Raw genomic sequence first — 15,622 nt, 5'->3', positions numbered from 1 at the left:
ATTTCAGCTATTTTTGTTCAATCAACTGACATTTGCTTGTGTTAAAGTTATTCCATCCGCGAAATCGAACCTTGAAAACTAAATATAGATACACTTTCAGGCTCCCACAGTTGAAATTTCACTTAATCCCTATTAGGGATTGAAACTTCAATTTAAAATTGTCCGCCGTTTTACTCCTGATAAGTTGAAATTTCACTTAATCCCTATTAGGGATTGAAACCCCAAGCAGCGATTTTGTCATACTGACTCAGACAAATTACCCGTTGAAATTTCACTTAATCCCTATTAGGGATTGAAACTGGGTTGACCGTTATTTACTGCTATTACATATACAGTTGAAATTTCACTTAATCCCTATTAGGGATTGAAACAGATGGAGCCATTAAAATACGCGGCACTCGCAAGTTGAAATTTCACTTAATCCCTATTAGGGATTGAAACTCATAAGCTTAAATATGTGGACATCAGTAAACAATGTTGAAATTTCACTTAATCCCTATTAGGGATTGAAACTCGCCCTCATCTAAAACTTGGCGGATTGTGGACATATTAAGTTGAAATTTCACTTAATCCCTATTAGGGATTGAAACTTTTAGAGTCAGGTGACAGCGTTGGCGGGAAGAAAGTTGAAATTTCACTTAATCCCTATTAGGGATTGAAACAAAATCATAGGCGGCAAACACAAAGATAAATTTGGTTGAAATTTCACTTAATCCCTATTAGGGATTGAAACGCTGCCGATGTGTGGCGCGACAGATTCCATAAAGTGCAATACGGTTCAGATAAGAAAACTAAATCACAACAAAACCAACAAATAATTACTCAACCAAAAACGCAAGAATGATTTTGGAGGGGGTTTGGGGGACGCAACCGTCACCCAATCGGGGGCTTGGGGGATTCTCCCCCAAATCTTGTTGATTATCTGATAGGTAAGCAGAAATTGAGAAATCAACTCTCATCACCTTAACTGAACCGGATTGCCGTAAAGGGTTGAAATTTCACTTAATCTCTATGACAAATTCAGAGCATCCACTTTTGGCAGCCCTGCGCTAAAGCGCACGCTACGCGAACAGACTAGAAGTCTGGGGCTATACAAACTAAACCCGCGCAGGCGGGTTTCAGAGAGTCTTCGTAGGCGGACTAACCTTCGGGAAGCCGCTTGCGCGTCTACGTTTATATCACCGCGATTTCCAATCGCCCGGTGTTTCTTTTAAAAGTGGATGCACCCGACAAATTTGATTATGTTCTGGGTAAAGTGAGAATAAATCCTGTTTGACCAGAAGTTAGAGAATCCAGCGCTAGTTCGCCCTGGTGCGCCCGGACAATTTCGCGGGCGAGGCTGAGTCCCAGCCCGATTCCTTCTATTTTCCGGGTGCGGGCTGGATCACCACGATAAAAGCGCTCAAAAAGTCGATCGCGATCGCTGGGTAAAATGTCTTTTGAGGAATTGGCAATTGTAACTTTAAGAGTTTTCTGTGTTTGATAGGCCTGAATCTTAATCCAGCCGTCAGCAAAATTATATTTAATTGCATTACTCAGCAAATTTTGGAGAACTTGTATGAGTAAATCGCGATCGCCCTTCACCTGCAAATTATCAGGAATGTCAGTTTGCACACTCAAGTGAGGAGCCAGCAATTCTACATCTTCGACAATCTCCAGTAGCAACTCAGACATATTCACATCAGCCAGATACAAGCTCATTTTGCCTGCATCTGCTAAAGACAGCAGCAAGAGTTTTCGCATAATTCCACTCAAGCGATGCACTTCATCTAATAAATTGCTTAAGCGTTGCTGTACTTCACTTCCCGGCTCAACTTGTTGGAGCGATCGCTCTAATTCACCTTGCAAAATAGTTAATGGGGTTTTCAGTTCATGGGCTGCATCTGCACTAAAGCGCGAAGCTTGGGTAAAACTGCGTTCCAGGCGTTCTAACATTTGGTTAAACACCCGAATCAGTTCCACAAATTCCACATCTGTTGTCTCACTGGGAATCCGCTGATCTAAACCTTGGACTGTTACCTGTTGAATTACCCCGGTTAGCTGGCGGATGGGATGTAACGCACCACCAGAAACAAACCAAGCCCCAACCGCCACTAAAAACAAAGCTCCCGGAATTGATATGAGGAAGATGTTGCGAATACTCGCCATTTCTTGATTAACGGCTTGTAGGCTGACAGCGAAAGCCACTTGAGAATTAGGAAATTTAGCTGCACCAATCCGCCAAGTTGCTTTTGCGGTTTTTTCTGTAATAAATTGCGGTGGAATTGGGCGAGGTGGTGGTTTTACAGGCTGATTTGTGCCAAAAATTACAGGCGGTCGTTGTCGAGGAATAGATGGTGGCGCAGGTGCTAACTCCAGACGCTGAATTAGTAAACCTTTCACCTCAGTATCCACAGATAAGGAGTTAAATTCACGGATTGTCTGACCGTTAATATCCAGTATCAGTAAGGCGATGGGAGTTTTTGAATTTGTCCCAAAGTCAGAAGGTAATAGTTCTGGGCGTGGGGGTAATTTTTCCGTCTCTGGGGAACGGTTGGCACGGAGCAACTGATTTAACAGTTCTACATCAAGGCGGCTAATTTTAGCATTGTAAATCTGAAACCAAGATACTGCACCAAAACCGACTAATGTAGTGCCGGCTAGAGTCGCGGATAACAGCGCAATGCGGAATCGAAACGATCGCATTTGTTTCACGATTGATTGTCTGGTTTGCGAAACCGATAGCCCACGCCGCGAATGCTTTCAATCCAATTTGTTTCATCTATCGGGTCAATTTTTTTGCGAATGCGCTGAATGCAGACATCCACAACGTTAGTATTGGGGTTAAAATCATAACCCCAAATGTGTTCTAAGATTTGGGTACGGGTGAACACTCGACCAGGAGAGCGCATAAGATATTCCAGTAGATTAAACTCGCGGCTAGTAAGTTCTATAGCGCTTTGATTGCAAGTCACTTCCCTCGTGATGCGATCAAGTTTGATTGATCCAACCGCCAGCAAATTTTGGCGATCGCCTACACTCCGACGCACCACCGCATGAATCCGCGCCGCTAATTCTTCCACAAAAAAGGGTTTAGCAATGTAATCATCGGCTCCCAAGTTTAAACCAGCGAGGCGATCGTCTAGTTCATTGCGAGCCGTTAACAAAATTACGGGAGCATTCCGCCCTTCCCGTCGTAGTTGTTTGAGAATTGATAAACCATCCTTTCCTGGCACCATAATGTCCAGAATAATGGCATCATATTCGTTATCCATTGCTCGCAGATATCCATCATCACCGTTGTCGCAATAGTCTACGACAAAACCCTGTTCCTTCAGTCCAGCCCGGACGAAGTTAGCAATTTTTGCTTCATCTTCGACAAACAGAACGTTCACAAGCTTTCACTAATTCACTGATTGTTTCATTATAGATTTGTTATCTTGTTACTTAAATTACAAATCTGTAATTTAGCGATTTAGTTTAAAAAACTTGCTTTTTCAGCCGTCAATGTAGCAATAAATTATATCACCAAATACTTTTTCTACACCCTCTCATCATTCTTTGATCAAATTACAAAAGTGTAATAGAGAAAATAGATCATTTGTCATTTTAGAGTGGCTTAATCACAAATGTAAGCAACAGTAATTTTCGAGGTTAATAATGATGAATATTCGCAGAGTATTAGCTGTAGTAGCAATTCCTTTTGTGATTGGCACATTTGGTTTTGTGGCATCTAATCCGGCAAATGCTGAAGCACCTGCTCGGCACAACACACAGATTACAGAACAGCCAAGGCCGAATAAAAAACCCCAAATTAAACATCGCCAATCCCGTCCACAACAGAAAAAGCGTCCTCCGCAAATTAATCTTCAGAACACAAATGATCATCAAGATGGAAGTGACAAGCAGAATCACCAAGAATCTAGACAACGGGGGTAGAGGGGTTTTGGGTGTTAGTTTGGACAACTGCTAACGCCCATCTTGGCGCGTAAATCCTAATCATTTAAGACCTAATAAGTGTGAAAATTATTCAAAAGTTAAAGCTGATGAACATCAATAATCGTCTATTAAGTCGCCGAGAAGCACTGGGTTTATTGAGGGCAGGCGGAACTGCAATATTTGTGGTGGGATGTATGCCGAAAAAGTCTATCTCTCCACAACAACAAGTAAGTATAGCTACTCCAGTCTCATCTACGACTAATTCTGCTAACTTGCCTGGATGTATAGTCAGTCCACAACAAACTGAAGGGCCGTATTTTGTCGATGAGAAGCTCAATCGTTCTGATATTCGCGCCGATCCGGTGGATGGTTCGGTAAAAGCAGGCGTACCCCTGCAATTGAAGCTGCATATTTCTCAAGTTGGGGGTAGTGGTTGTACACCCCTTGCAGATGCGATCGTTGATATTTGGCATTGTGACGCATTAGGTGTCTATTCAGACGTAACAGACCGCAGTTTTAATACTGTGGGCAAAAAGTTCTTACGCGGTTATCAAGTTACCGACGCGCAGGGAAATGTTCAGTTCACAACTATTTACCCTGGTTGGTATCCAGGTAGAACCGTCCATATCCACTTTAAGGTGCGTACAGAGGGGAAATCTGGGCAGAGTTATGAGTTTACATCGCAATTATATTTTGATGATGCCATGAGCGATCGCATCTACACCCAACCACCCTACGCCAGCAAAGGACAACGCACTCTCAAGAATGCTGATGATGGCATTTTTCAAGATGGTGGTGAGCAAATGCTACTCAAGCTAACAAGCAATAGAAAAGGTTACACCGCCACCTTTGATGTTGGGCTTCAGATCGCATAATTTCGGCAAAATACCATGCACAAAAATTACAAAACTGTAATCCACAATCAGGGCGAACTGTAATTTTGATTCGGTTAAATAAAAAACATGAACCACTTAACTTTCTAGAGGATGATTATGAAACTGAACAAAGCCGTAGTCGTAACAGCAATTTCAATTCTGACTGGTACATTTGGCGTAATTTCACTTAACCAAGTAAATGCAGCTAATCCAGTGTATAAAATTGCCCAAGCTTCACCACCTTCCGAACAACCACCAGAAGGACAACGCCCACCCCGCCCCGATTTCGCCGCCGCCGCCCAAAAATTAGGTGTCAGTGAACAAAAATTAAAAGATGCTTTGGATGTTCCTGCTCATCCTCCCGGTCAAGGCCAAGGACAACGCCCACCCCGCCCTGATTTCGCCGCCGCCGCCCAAAAGTTAGGTGTCAGTGAACAAAAATTAAAAGATGCTTTGGGTGTTCCTGCTCATCCTCCCGGTCAAGGCCAAGGACAACGCCCACACCGCCCCGATTTCGCCACCGCCGCCCAGAAGTTAGGTGTCAGTGAACAAAAATTAAAAGATGCTTTGGGTGTTCCTGCTCATCCTCCCGGTCAAGGCCAAGGTCAACGCCCACCCCGCCCCGATTTCGCCACCGCCGCCCAAAAGTTAGGTGTCAGTGAACAAAAATTAAAAGATGCTTTGGGTGTTCCCGCTCATCCTCCTGAAGGGAATCGCTCTAATACCAGAAGATAGTTCAATTAAATTCATTAAAAATATGAGGCTATCGAGCTTGTTCTAGTTTTTAAGAACAAGCTCGATAAGTTTGTGTATATTCAAGTTGCAAATTATCTGGTTGAGACTGTCATTAGTCATCTATACTTTCTTTTCACAAATTTACACGTATTAATTTTAGTAATATTCAATACTTTATTGACAGTAGTTGTAAATTTTATTTGGGACTAAGCAGAGTTATTACTTAAGTAATATTGTATAAATATTACGAATAATTGATTAATATTATTATCTTCACAACTTTCTCATATTCCCTAACTATCCTCGTAAGTATAGACAGTTATTTGAATAACAACAGGTTGATCAAGTAGCTGACTTAATTTTTAAAACCTCTTTATATCAATTTAATTGTAGAAAAATATGAATTACTGCCCTTGCTGTTCCGATGTACTTTTAAGGCATATACACGGTTCTGAAATTACTTGGTTTTGCCGCCGCTGCTGGCAAGATATGCCTGTATTCAGTGGTGAGCATTCGGGTTGGTTTGTAGAAGTTATCAGAGAAGAAGTACCTAGTAAACCTGAGCTTCAAGAAAATATTCAAGTTAGAAGTTATATCAGTCAACGCAGAAAAATAACTGGGTGGATAGGAGTTAAAGAAGTGATAGGTTGAAGCGTTGTCTGCTAAAAAGTTACAGCAATTTTGAACCTCATTCACCTAGAATCTGTTGTATTACAATACAAATTCATCGCAGGCTGATGATACACGAGTATAAACATCAGCCTGCTTCACTTTTTGCAGATTAAGTTTCAAAATTTTCAACTCACTGTATCAAGTTTGCTATTCTTGTCAGAATATAAAGATTGTTTAAGATAATGACGTACTGATAAATATGATCAAGATGTTAGCCCAAAGCTGGACGGGGATTGAAGCAAATATACAAATGAATTGGCTGCTAGTAAATACCTGTTTGCAGTTTGCGGCTTGGGGAGTTTTTTCGCTGTTGTTGGCTGAGGTACTTAGAGACAGCTACCATGCTTTGTGTCACAAAGTCATTTGGTTAGCTAAATGGCATAACAAGCATCATGCAGCATATCGCCGAGATTTATCGATCGTTTCGCTCAAACTTTATCAAGAGTCCCAGCTTTATCACGACATTGTAGAGTCGATTCTGTTAGTAATCATCTTGACGATCGCAGCTTTATTAGGCCACCAATGGGGTTTATGGTTAGGGGTAGCGTATGCTTACACCTTTTTGTATGGTGCATCGTTGCGGTATTTTCAAGGAAAAATTGATACCGACTACAACCATTTACCCGGCCCTTTAGAAATAATTCCTGCAACTTGGTGGGTAAATCGTGCCTACCATTGGCGACATCATTTTGATGATGTTAATGCCTACTATAGCGGGGTGTTTCCGCTGGTGGATAAAATTCTCGGTACTGGACTTTCTCTCAAAGGTAAAACCATCGCCATCACTGGTGCGTCTGGGACTTTAGGACAAGCATTAACAGGAGAACTTCTCAAACGCAATGCAAAGGTTTTAGCCATCACGACAAATCCAGAGAAGTTAGCTACCCAAACAAAGGTAATGGTGCTGACTTGGGAGTTGGGGAATGAAGTACAACTGCGAGATAGTTTAGAGAAAGTCGATATTTTGATTATCAATCATGGTGTGAATGTCTATGGCGATCGCACACCCCAAGCTATCAATTCTTCCTACGAGGTTAACACCTTTTCGGCATTGCGTTTGATGGATGTCTTTTTGACAACGGTGACAGGGCCACAAGACAAAGCCACTAAAGAAATCTGGGTGAATACTTCTGAGGCGGAAGTATCACCAGCACTGAGTCCGCTTTATGAACTGAGTAAACGCACCTTGGGTAACATTGTGACTCTTAAGCGCTTGGAAGGTAATTGCATTATTCGTAAGTTAATTCTCGGCCCGTTTAAAAGTCAACTGAATCCCTATGGCGTGATGTCAGCTAACCAAGTGGCGCAATTCATTTTATTTTTAGCAGTCCGAGATTTCCGCAACATTGTTGTAACAATTAATCCTCTGACTTATTTGCTATTTCCCTTCAAGGAAACTAGTACATGGCTGTATTACCGGGTGTTTAGCAAGGCAAATAGTTAGGATGAGTGCGATCGCCTTTCAGGAGAATTGAGGATGGCGATCGCATATATAATTCTTACGGCGTAGAGTGAATTAAAGTTTATTTTTCTGAAAGAAGTTGTTTAAAAATTTTGATGCTCGACCCCGACTGCTAATTTCTGCTGGGATTGCTGTAGTGATCTTATTATTACTCCCAAGTTTGCTACATCTAGCTACTCGAATTCTTTGCGCCTGGAATCTGGGAACTGGTTGTTTCTTAAGCTTAACTTTAGGCAAAATGGTAAGAGCAACTCCAGATAAGATGCGGCGTTATGCCCAGCATGAATACGAAGGCCGCGTAGGAATTTTTACACTGATCATTATTGCTGCTTGTGTTAGTGTTTTAGCTATAGGATTTTTGCTCAGTGACAAAAAAGGCATTTCCTCAATTATATTAACGTTACATATTGTCCTTTCAGTAATCACAATTTTTAGTTCTTGGCTACTAGTACATACATTATTTGCACTGCAATATGCACATAATTATTATCATAATGTTAGCCATGATAGTAGTTATGAAGCAGCTGGAGGATTGGATTTTCCTGATGACTGTGACCCTGACTACTGGGATTTTTTATATTTTTCCTTTGTAATTGGGATGACTAGCCAAGTGTCTGATATTCAGATAACTTCACGTTCTATGAGACGCTTGGCTTTGATACATGGAGTGATATCCTTCTTTTTTAATACGAGTATTCTGGCTATGGGCATCAATATCATTGCATCATTAATTTAAAGAATCAGCTAATTGGTAGTGTAAACCAAAATGTTGAGCCTGTTGCCAATGCGCTTTGTACGCCGATTTCGCCACCATGAGCCTGAACGATTTGTTTACACAGATATAATCCTAAGCCTAAACCTAAAGAATAAGAGTTATTCTTACCTCGGAAATATAAATCAAACATTCGTTGGCTTTGTTCGGGGCTAATGCCAACACCGTTATCACTGACGGTACAATAAATTTTTTCGCCTTCAACTATGGCGTTGATTGTAATTTGTAATCCTGGTAGATTATGTTTGATGGCATTGCCAATTAAGTTAGAAAATACTCGCCATATTTGCGTTGAGTCGGCGTTGATTAATGGTAAATCTGCGGTAACAAGGTTGATCAGATTAGTTTGATTTTTTTGCAGCATAGGTTCTAAATCGGCGATCGCATCGATAACAACCGTATCTAATTGCAGGGGTTTTCGTTGCAACACCAACCCTTGTACTTCATTTACATGGGCTTCCATCAACGAATTAATCAAATTCAATTGGCGATCGCTACTTTGTACCATCCGTTCTAAAGTTGAACGTGGTAAGGAAATTAGATCACTCCCATTTTCCAGCAAATTCCTCAGCACCATTAAAGTACCTAACACCGGGTTACGTAAGTCGTGCGACACTGCATGGAAAAAGACTCGCAATGCTTTTTCGGTACGCTGGCGATCGCGCAGTGCAGCTTGGAGTTCGCTAATATCTAAAATTACGCCTACTAAACCACCCAAGGAACCATCTACTTTAGAAAAAGTTGCTTTGTAAAATATGACATCATGTTTGGTTTGATCAGCAAACACCAAAAAACTTTCGTACGTTTGCACTTGTTGCTGTTCCAACAGTGTCATGTCTGCATGATAGTATTGGTCAGCAAGTTCTTTTGGTGCTAGTTCATAATCCGACTTACCGAGAATTTTTTCTTTCCCCAAACCAAGAACTGTTTCAAAAGCTTTGTTACAACCCAGATACAAACCTTGAGTATTTTTATAAAAAACTGGAGTGGGAATTGTATCAATTAAAACTTGTAAAAAATCCAATTGTTCTTGCAGTGCTTCCTCGGCTTTTTTGCGTTGGGTAATATCTTCAATTAACCCCTCATAATAAAGTAGTTTTCCTTCGGAATTACGCACCGCATAAGCTTTTTCGGAAATCCAAACAATACTCCCATCTTGGCGATAAATTTGTGATTCAAACTCTGAGATAATTCCGTATTTTTCAATTAAACGGACAAAATCAGCCCTACGAGTAGGGTCAACATATAATTGATTTTCAATATCTGTAAAGTTTGCTGTGACTTCTTCTGACGATGAATAGCCATAAATTTTGGCGAGTGCAGGATTAGCTGTAATGTAACGACCATCAGGGCTGCTTTGAAAAATCCCTTCAATGGCGTTTTCAAAAATACTCCGATATTTCGCTTCGGCTACAATTAATTTTCTATTAGCTGATTCTAATTCTTTGCGGGTATAAAACTCAGAACGTTGTAGGCGATCGTATAAATAAACTCCTAAATCGCAGATAATACAAAACCAGAATATGTACAAAACGAATGTCACATTATATATTTCTGGATGTTCTGGTTTAAGTGTTTTTAAACCCAAGGCAGTATTCACAATAAAATAATAAGCTAGAATACTTACCTGAGATATTAAGTGGAGAGGCCAGCGGACTGGCATGAATATAGCTTGACTAAGAAATAGTAGCGACCAACCGATAATATCAGGTAAGGCAAAACCTTTAATGGTGGCAAATAACTGAGTCGCAAAACTAACTGACCAAGATGTGCCTAAAAATAATCTTCCTGGGTGACGATGACCGAAGCGAGTTTTATGTAAACTAAAGCAAGTAAATAAACTCAGCAACATGGAAACGTTAATCGCCAGTCCCTGAATTCTCAGTATTCTTGGTAGCTGCGCCAACTCCTGTAAAGAAAAGAATAAGTCATAAATATCGCGGACTGTAAAAGTTAATAAACAAATAAATGCCAGCCATAACCACAAGCGTAATCTTTGCCATAAAAATTGACTGCGCCAGGATTGATATTCAGCAGTAATTACATCTATTTTTGGTGCAGAAAAAACTTGTTTCCACCAGGTTCCAAATTTTTGCAATAAGTTAGCCATTAGTGTCTTACCAACTTTGACCATACCATCGCAGGTGTTTTTCTATTTTTCAGATGTCAGCACACCCTCGTAATTATTATGGTGAATTATGGGTACATTTGGACGACTAATCGGCTACAGACAATGTAAACCAAAATGTTAATCCGCGTTTGCGGTTACTAATCACACCAATTTCACCACCGTGGGCTTGAATAATTTGCCGACATAGATACATTTTCAAACCTAAAATTGTGGAACATGATGCTTGGGGTTCCCGCACGTATAAATCAAAGAGGCGATCGCCATCTAATTTACTCATTGTGACACCGTTATGTTCAAGTTGAATCCGCATCATTTTTTCTACAACGGTGGCTGTGAGCGAAAATTTCAATCCTGGAGGATTATGTTGCAAGCTATAAATCAGTAAAGTGAATAACACTGTTTGTAACTGTATGGGATCTGCCATGACTAATGGCAAATCTTCGTTGACTAAGTTCTCTAGTGTTGCCTGATTTTGCCACAGCAGTGTTTGTAAGTTAGGAATGATTTGCTTTAGAAGTGTGTTTAACTTTGCCCGCTGAGGGTTTAGAGTAACACCTTGTTCCATACAGCAGTGAATTTCTAACAAAGAGTTAATCATTGCTAGTTGGCGATCGTTCCCTTGAATCATCCGCTCAATAATTGAGCTAGGTAGAGAAATTGACTGGGGAGAAGCAGATTCAGAACTTTTTGCTAGAGGAGTTGACAGACAAAGGGATATGGGCGAAGATTCCTCCTCCCTCTGTTCTCTGGGTTCTACTCCCTGACTCTGGAGTAAATTTTTAAATACCATCAAGTTACCCATGACTGTAGTGCGGAGATCATGGGCGACTGTATGCAGCACTACATCTTTGACTTGTTGCAGTTTTTCTAATTCCTGCATTTTTTGTTGCAGTTGGGCGGTACGTTCTTCTACTTGGCGTTCTAGATTAGTGTTAAGTTCTGCAAGTTCTTGGTAGAGTTGAGCTTGCTGAATGGCGATCGCTAACTGTTCTGATAATTGCTGAAGTAAATCTATTTCTATAGCTTGCCATTGACGGGGCGCAGAACATTGATTAGCAACTAAGGCACCAAATAATTCTTCGCCTAACATAATGGGTACAGCCAAAGTCGCCCTTGTCTGAAATTGTTGATAATGTGCTTGTAATTTCGGCGATACTGTTATTTGACTGACATCTTCCACTACACGCACGCGGTGAGTGGAAAAAATAGTTTTCAATTCTTGCAGATAACTTTTATCTTCTGGTGTCCAACCTAGTACCGATGGATATTGAGGATCTACTGATTCAGCTACGGTTTTGGCTTTTAACTGGTTATTGTTCAACCCAATAAAAACGCGATCGGCTTGCAAAAATTGCCGGACTTCCGATACAGTTGTTTGCAGAATTTGTTCTAAATCCAGGGAAGACCGAATTCGGACTAGAGTTTCTGTCAACAAGCGATCGCGCTGTGCAGTCAAGCGAATTTGCGCCTCTGCTTGCTTACGGGCAGTAATATCGTGGTTAATGGCTAAAATACACGGTACGCCATTTAAGTCAATCACATCGGCGGAAAGCAAGGTTGTGAGTACCTCCCCAGACTTGCGCCGAAAAGCAAATTCTAAATTACTAATTGCGCCCTTGGTCTGTAAATCTTGTAATAATTGAGTGCGATCGCCTTCATTTACCCAAATTTTTAATTCAAAAGCAGTCTTATTAATTACTTCATCTTGTTTATAACCTGATAGCTGCATAAAACTATCATTAACTTCGATGAAGCGTCCTTCTTTGAGGGTAGTAATGCTAATTGGGTCAGGACTACAACTAAAAGCTTTAGCAAACTTTTGCGCCAAATTTCGCAGGGAAGTTTCTGCTTGTTTGCGCTCTGTAATATCCCTGACAATAGCTAATACTTCATCAGCGCCGCTGACTACTAACCGCGCCTCATAATCTCGAATTCCTAGAGGCGTGGGTAATTGATATTCGCAAGTTTGCAGAGTTCCTGCATCTAAAGTTTTCGCAATGGTTTCTTGACCAATTAAGGCTAGATCAGTTGGTAATAAATCGCGCATATTTTTACCAACTATCTCTTCTTTAGTTAGTGTGAGATTAATACCATCACCTTTCAAATCCAGATATTCACCATCACGACTCAACCGAAACATTAAATCAGGAATAGCCGCCAAAATTGCTTGATACCTCGACTCACTAGTGCGTAAATTTGCTTCTGTTTGTTTTCTATTAGTAATATCTATAACTAAGCCATTACATAAAATATCGCCATTTGCTTGTGGTTCTAATTGACAAGCACCTTGAATCCACTTGAGTTCGCCGTTGGGGGTCATGATTCGACCTTCCCAATGCCAAGGAGTAAGAGTATCAAAAGCAATCAGTATAGATTTAGTAAACTTGCTTCTATCCTGGGGGTGAATTAGTTGGTATAAAATTTGCCAGTCTGCTTGGATGACTTCTGGTTCTAATTCACACAAAGCTCGACAACCGGAACTGATGTATAAAACAACCTGGGAACCATCCGCCTGTTGTCGGAATTGAAAAATCATCCCTGGTAAAATGGCTGCAATTTTTTCCAACAAAGTAATAGTCTCGGACGGAAATTCTAGTTTACGTAGTAATTTTAAGGTTTCATCCACTCTTTCACCCTTTGATACCCAAGCAACTGGCATGATTTTGCAAGAGATGGTAACTATAGCAACAATTTTGCTTCTGTAAACATGAGTGCTAACAGACGCAAAACATAGCCTTATTTCAGGTTAGTTCTTGATGAGGCGATCGCATTCACCCAATCGGGTGAACCATTTGCTTACACCATTTTAGATTTGAGATTTTGTTGACTCTCCAGTTCAATGGAGATTTTAAGATAAGATTATTAAATATATCTCACAAAAAGTTTGGTAATTATGTTAGCCCAAGCAGACGCAAAACAAATTGGTGTAGTTGCCAAAGAAAGTGGCGTACCAATTAAAACTATTCGCTACTATGAAGAACTTGGTCTACTCAAATCTTCTGGTAGGACAGAAGGTGGATTTAGATTATTTAACTCTGATGTTTTGGAGCGACTGCACTTTATTAAACGCGCTCAAAGCTTAGGCTTAAGTTTGTCAGAAATTAAAGAATTTTTAAATGTTCATGATAGCGGTAAATTACCTTGTGAACATATCAAAATTAAATTAGAAGACAAAGTAAAAGCTATTGATGAACAAATTAGACAATTATTAATTTTAAGACAAGAATTATCAGGATTATTATCAGGTTGGGAAATCAAACCTGATAGTTCTCATTCAACGATTTGTCCCATCATTGAAAATGATTAAAGCAGAATTCTAAAAAAACGAGCGTGGAGGGATTTGAACCCCCGACCCACAGAACCGGAATCTGTTGCTCTATCCACTGAGCCACACGCCCTTAGTCTCCTGAATTATAACATAGTTGTGATAAAATTTGCTGATCGCTTAAAGAAAATCAGCCGGATTGACGGGTGTACCACGGCGGCGTACTTCAAAATGTAGGTGCGGCCCGGTAGAGAAGCCAGTGGAACCGACAGCCGCGATCGCTTGTCCCCGTTGTACTCCTTGTCCTTCAGTCACAAACAATTGGCTACTGTGTCCATAAAGGGTAGTAATCCCGTTACCGTGGTCGATAATGACGGCTCTACCATAGCCACCATACCATCCAGCAAAAATCACGGTTCCCGAATCGGCGGCGCGAATTGTACTACCATAACTAGCTGCAAAATCCAAACCTGCATGAAAGCGCCGATAACCCAGAATTGGATGTACTCGCCAGCCAAAGCGGCTGCTGGTTGGTGCATTGCTAGGATAAGCAAACAAGCCTGTACCACGAATGATCATGCTGTTGCGGCTGTTGCTGCGTCCTTCTAAAGCGGCGACTTTTTCTTCAATCAAGTTTGCCAGATTATGGGAATCCCTTTCTAATTGATTTTCGGCTGCTTCTAAGGCGAGGCGATCGCTATTTAAGCGTTGAATTAATTCTGATTGTGACTGCGCCTGAGTTTGATAATCTGCTTTTTGGGCGAGTAATTGCTGGCGAATTAACGCAATTTCATTTTTTTGCTGTTCTACGTCTGTTTTTTGCTGATTGATTTGCAGTGCTTGGACGTTGAGTTTGGCTAAAATTTTCTGGTCTGCCTGATACACTAACTTTAATTGATGACGGCGACTGATAAAGTCACTAATATTTTGGCTTTGCATTAAAACCGCCCACCCTTGACTAGCACGCGATCGCTGGAGATAACGCAACCTGGCGACTGTGGCGACTTGTCGTTCTTCATAAGTACGTTGCGCCACCGCTAAATCAGCTTCTAGCTTTTGTAAGCGTTGGGTGGCTTGGGTTAACCGCGATTCACTATCTTGAATTTGATTATTTGTCGTGTTGAGATTTTGCTTGAGGCCTGTTAAGCGATTTTGGGCAGCATTTTGCAAATTAGTCAAGCGATCGCGTTCCTGAATCACATTCTGGCGTTCTTGATTAATTTGTTGCTGCTGTTGTCGTAAAGTATCAACTGATGCTGATGTTGTTGCATATCCTGTCGATACTGAAATCAATACCAAACACACACACAAAACATAACCAAGTCCCAGAAAAATGATCTTTAATGCTCTCATAGTAGCGTGAGCCTAACCAAAGCAATGCTGCGAAACACTATGAGTATTCCCAAATTTCCGGTGTTTTGCTCAAAGTGCGATTTCTCGTATAAAAAATTTCTGTCTAATAGTTAGATCATCCGATTGTATGAAAGCACGTATAGCAATTCTCTTAATTACTTTAGTTTTTCCAGGTGTGGTAGTAGTAGGAACATCACTTTATTGGTTTGACTTAGACTACACAGCACTCCAAAAAGCTGAGAAGTATGTGCAAACCTTGGTAGAAGAAAACAAAGTCAATGATAGGCAGTTAGAATACGCTTACCATCGTGCTTTTATTCATCGCATCAATGTATTCGCCGATGGTACGTGGGGACTGCTAGGTGGTGTCATTACAGCACTGGGAATACATGGATTAGTCACGATTAAGGAAAAGCCTTAAATTACGAATTACGAATTA

Annotated in this window: 13 protein-coding genes, 1 tRNA gene and 1 CRISPR repeat array; of the genes, 8 read left to right on the top strand and 6 right to left on the bottom strand. The window is 40.8% G+C overall.

Annotated features, from left to right (window positions below; all coding sequences use genetic code 11):
* Nucleotides 1-109 precede the first annotated feature (109 nt).
* A CRISPR array of direct repeats spans nt 110-733; the repeat unit is 37 nt; unit sequence GTTGAAATTTCACTTAATCCCTATTAGGGATTGAAAC.
* Nucleotides 734-1,239: 506 nt separating this feature from the next.
* Together NOS7107_RS13795 and NOS7107_RS13790 are read right to left on the bottom strand one after the other, a co-directional pair.
* Nucleotides 1,240-2,685, bottom strand: a complete 1,446-nt coding sequence (locus tag NOS7107_RS13795) for a cell wall metabolism sensor histidine kinase WalK (protein WP_015113590.1) — start codon at nt 2,683-2,685, stop codon at nt 1,240-1,242.
* Between the two features lie 5 nt (nt 2,686-2,690).
* Nucleotides 2,691-3,374 (bottom strand): response regulator transcription factor, encoded by a 684-nt coding sequence (locus NOS7107_RS13790; protein ID WP_015113589.1) that lies wholly within the window; start codon nt 3,372-3,374, stop codon nt 2,691-2,693.
* A 265-nt stretch (nt 3,375-3,639) separates the two neighbouring features.
* On the opposite strand from NOS7107_RS13790, the gene NOS7107_RS13785 reads away from it, so the two are divergent.
* From NOS7107_RS13785 to NOS7107_RS13765, 6 genes are all read left to right on the top strand, one after another.
* Nucleotides 3,640-3,918, top strand: coding sequence for a hypothetical protein (locus tag NOS7107_RS13785; protein WP_015113588.1), 279 nt, complete (start codon nt 3,640-3,642; stop codon nt 3,916-3,918).
* A gap of 80 nt (nt 3,919-3,998) precedes the next feature.
* On the top strand, nt 3,999-4,793 hold the full coding sequence (locus tag NOS7107_RS13780) for an intradiol ring-cleavage dioxygenase (RefSeq protein WP_253274442.1): 795 nt from the start codon (nt 3,999-4,001) through the stop codon (nt 4,791-4,793).
* 117 nt (nt 4,794-4,910) lie between these two features.
* Entirely contained in the window at nt 4,911-5,528 is a 618-nt protein-coding gene (locus tag NOS7107_RS13775) for a hypothetical protein (RefSeq protein ID WP_015113586.1), read from the top strand.
* Nucleotides 5,529-5,927: 399 nt separating this feature from the next.
* Nucleotides 5,928-6,179, top strand: coding sequence for a hypothetical protein (locus NOS7107_RS27850; RefSeq protein ID WP_015113585.1), 252 nt, complete (start codon nt 5,928-5,930; stop codon nt 6,177-6,179).
* A gap of 220 nt (nt 6,180-6,399) precedes the next feature.
* The gene (locus NOS7107_RS13770; protein WP_015113584.1) at nt 6,400-7,644 is read left to right on the top strand and encodes a bifunctional sterol desaturase/short chain dehydrogenase; all 1,245 of its coding nucleotides are present in this window, start codon (nt 6,400-6,402) and stop codon (nt 7,642-7,644) included.
* A 97-nt stretch (nt 7,645-7,741) separates the two neighbouring features.
* Nucleotides 7,742-8,398: a DUF1345 domain-containing protein gene (locus NOS7107_RS13765; RefSeq protein WP_044499961.1), complete on the top strand. Its 657-nt coding sequence runs from the start codon at nt 7,742-7,744 to the stop codon at nt 8,396-8,398.
* A 4-nt stretch (nt 8,399-8,402) separates the two neighbouring features.
* On the opposite strand, the gene NOS7107_RS13760 is transcribed toward NOS7107_RS13765, so the two are convergent.
* Together NOS7107_RS13760 and NOS7107_RS13755 are read right to left on the bottom strand one after the other, a co-directional pair.
* Nucleotides 8,403-10,544: a PAS domain S-box protein gene (locus NOS7107_RS13760; protein WP_157374022.1), complete on the bottom strand. Its 2,142-nt coding sequence runs from the start codon at nt 10,542-10,544 to the stop codon at nt 8,403-8,405.
* Nucleotides 10,545-10,650: 106 nt separating this feature from the next.
* Nucleotides 10,651-13,224: a PAS domain S-box protein gene (locus tag NOS7107_RS13755; RefSeq protein ID WP_015113581.1), complete on the bottom strand. Its 2,574-nt coding sequence runs from the start codon at nt 13,222-13,224 to the stop codon at nt 10,651-10,653.
* A gap of 234 nt (nt 13,225-13,458) precedes the next feature.
* Here NOS7107_RS13755 and NOS7107_RS13750 point away from each other — a divergent pair, with 234 nt between their 5' ends.
* Nucleotides 13,459-13,872 (top strand): heavy metal-responsive transcriptional regulator, encoded by a 414-nt coding sequence (locus tag NOS7107_RS13750; RefSeq protein WP_015113580.1) that lies wholly within the window; start codon nt 13,459-13,461, stop codon nt 13,870-13,872.
* A gap of 18 nt (nt 13,873-13,890) precedes the next feature.
* On the opposite strand, the gene NOS7107_RS13745 is transcribed toward NOS7107_RS13750, so the two are convergent.
* A tRNA-Arg gene (locus NOS7107_RS13745) sits at nt 13,891-13,963 on the bottom strand.
* A gap of 47 nt (nt 13,964-14,010) precedes the next feature.
* Nucleotides 14,011-15,183 carry a murein hydrolase activator EnvC gene (locus NOS7107_RS13740; protein WP_015113579.1) on the bottom strand — a complete coding sequence of 391 codons (1,173 nt, stop codon included), beginning with the start codon at nt 15,181-15,183 and terminating at the stop codon, nt 14,011-14,013.
* 127 nt (nt 15,184-15,310) lie between these two features.
* Between NOS7107_RS13740 and NOS7107_RS13735 the strand changes: the two genes are divergently transcribed.
* On the top strand, nt 15,311-15,604 hold the full coding sequence (locus NOS7107_RS13735; RefSeq protein WP_015113578.1) for a hypothetical protein: 294 nt from the start codon (nt 15,311-15,313) through the stop codon (nt 15,602-15,604).
* The last annotated feature ends 18 nt before the right edge of the window (nt 15,605-15,622 follow it).

The sequence above is a fragment of the Nostoc sp. PCC 7107 genome (assembly GCF_000316625.1).
GTDB lineage: Bacteria > Cyanobacteriota > Cyanobacteriia > Cyanobacteriales > Nostocaceae > Nostoc_B.
This window is presented reverse-complemented; position numbering and strand designations above follow the sequence as displayed.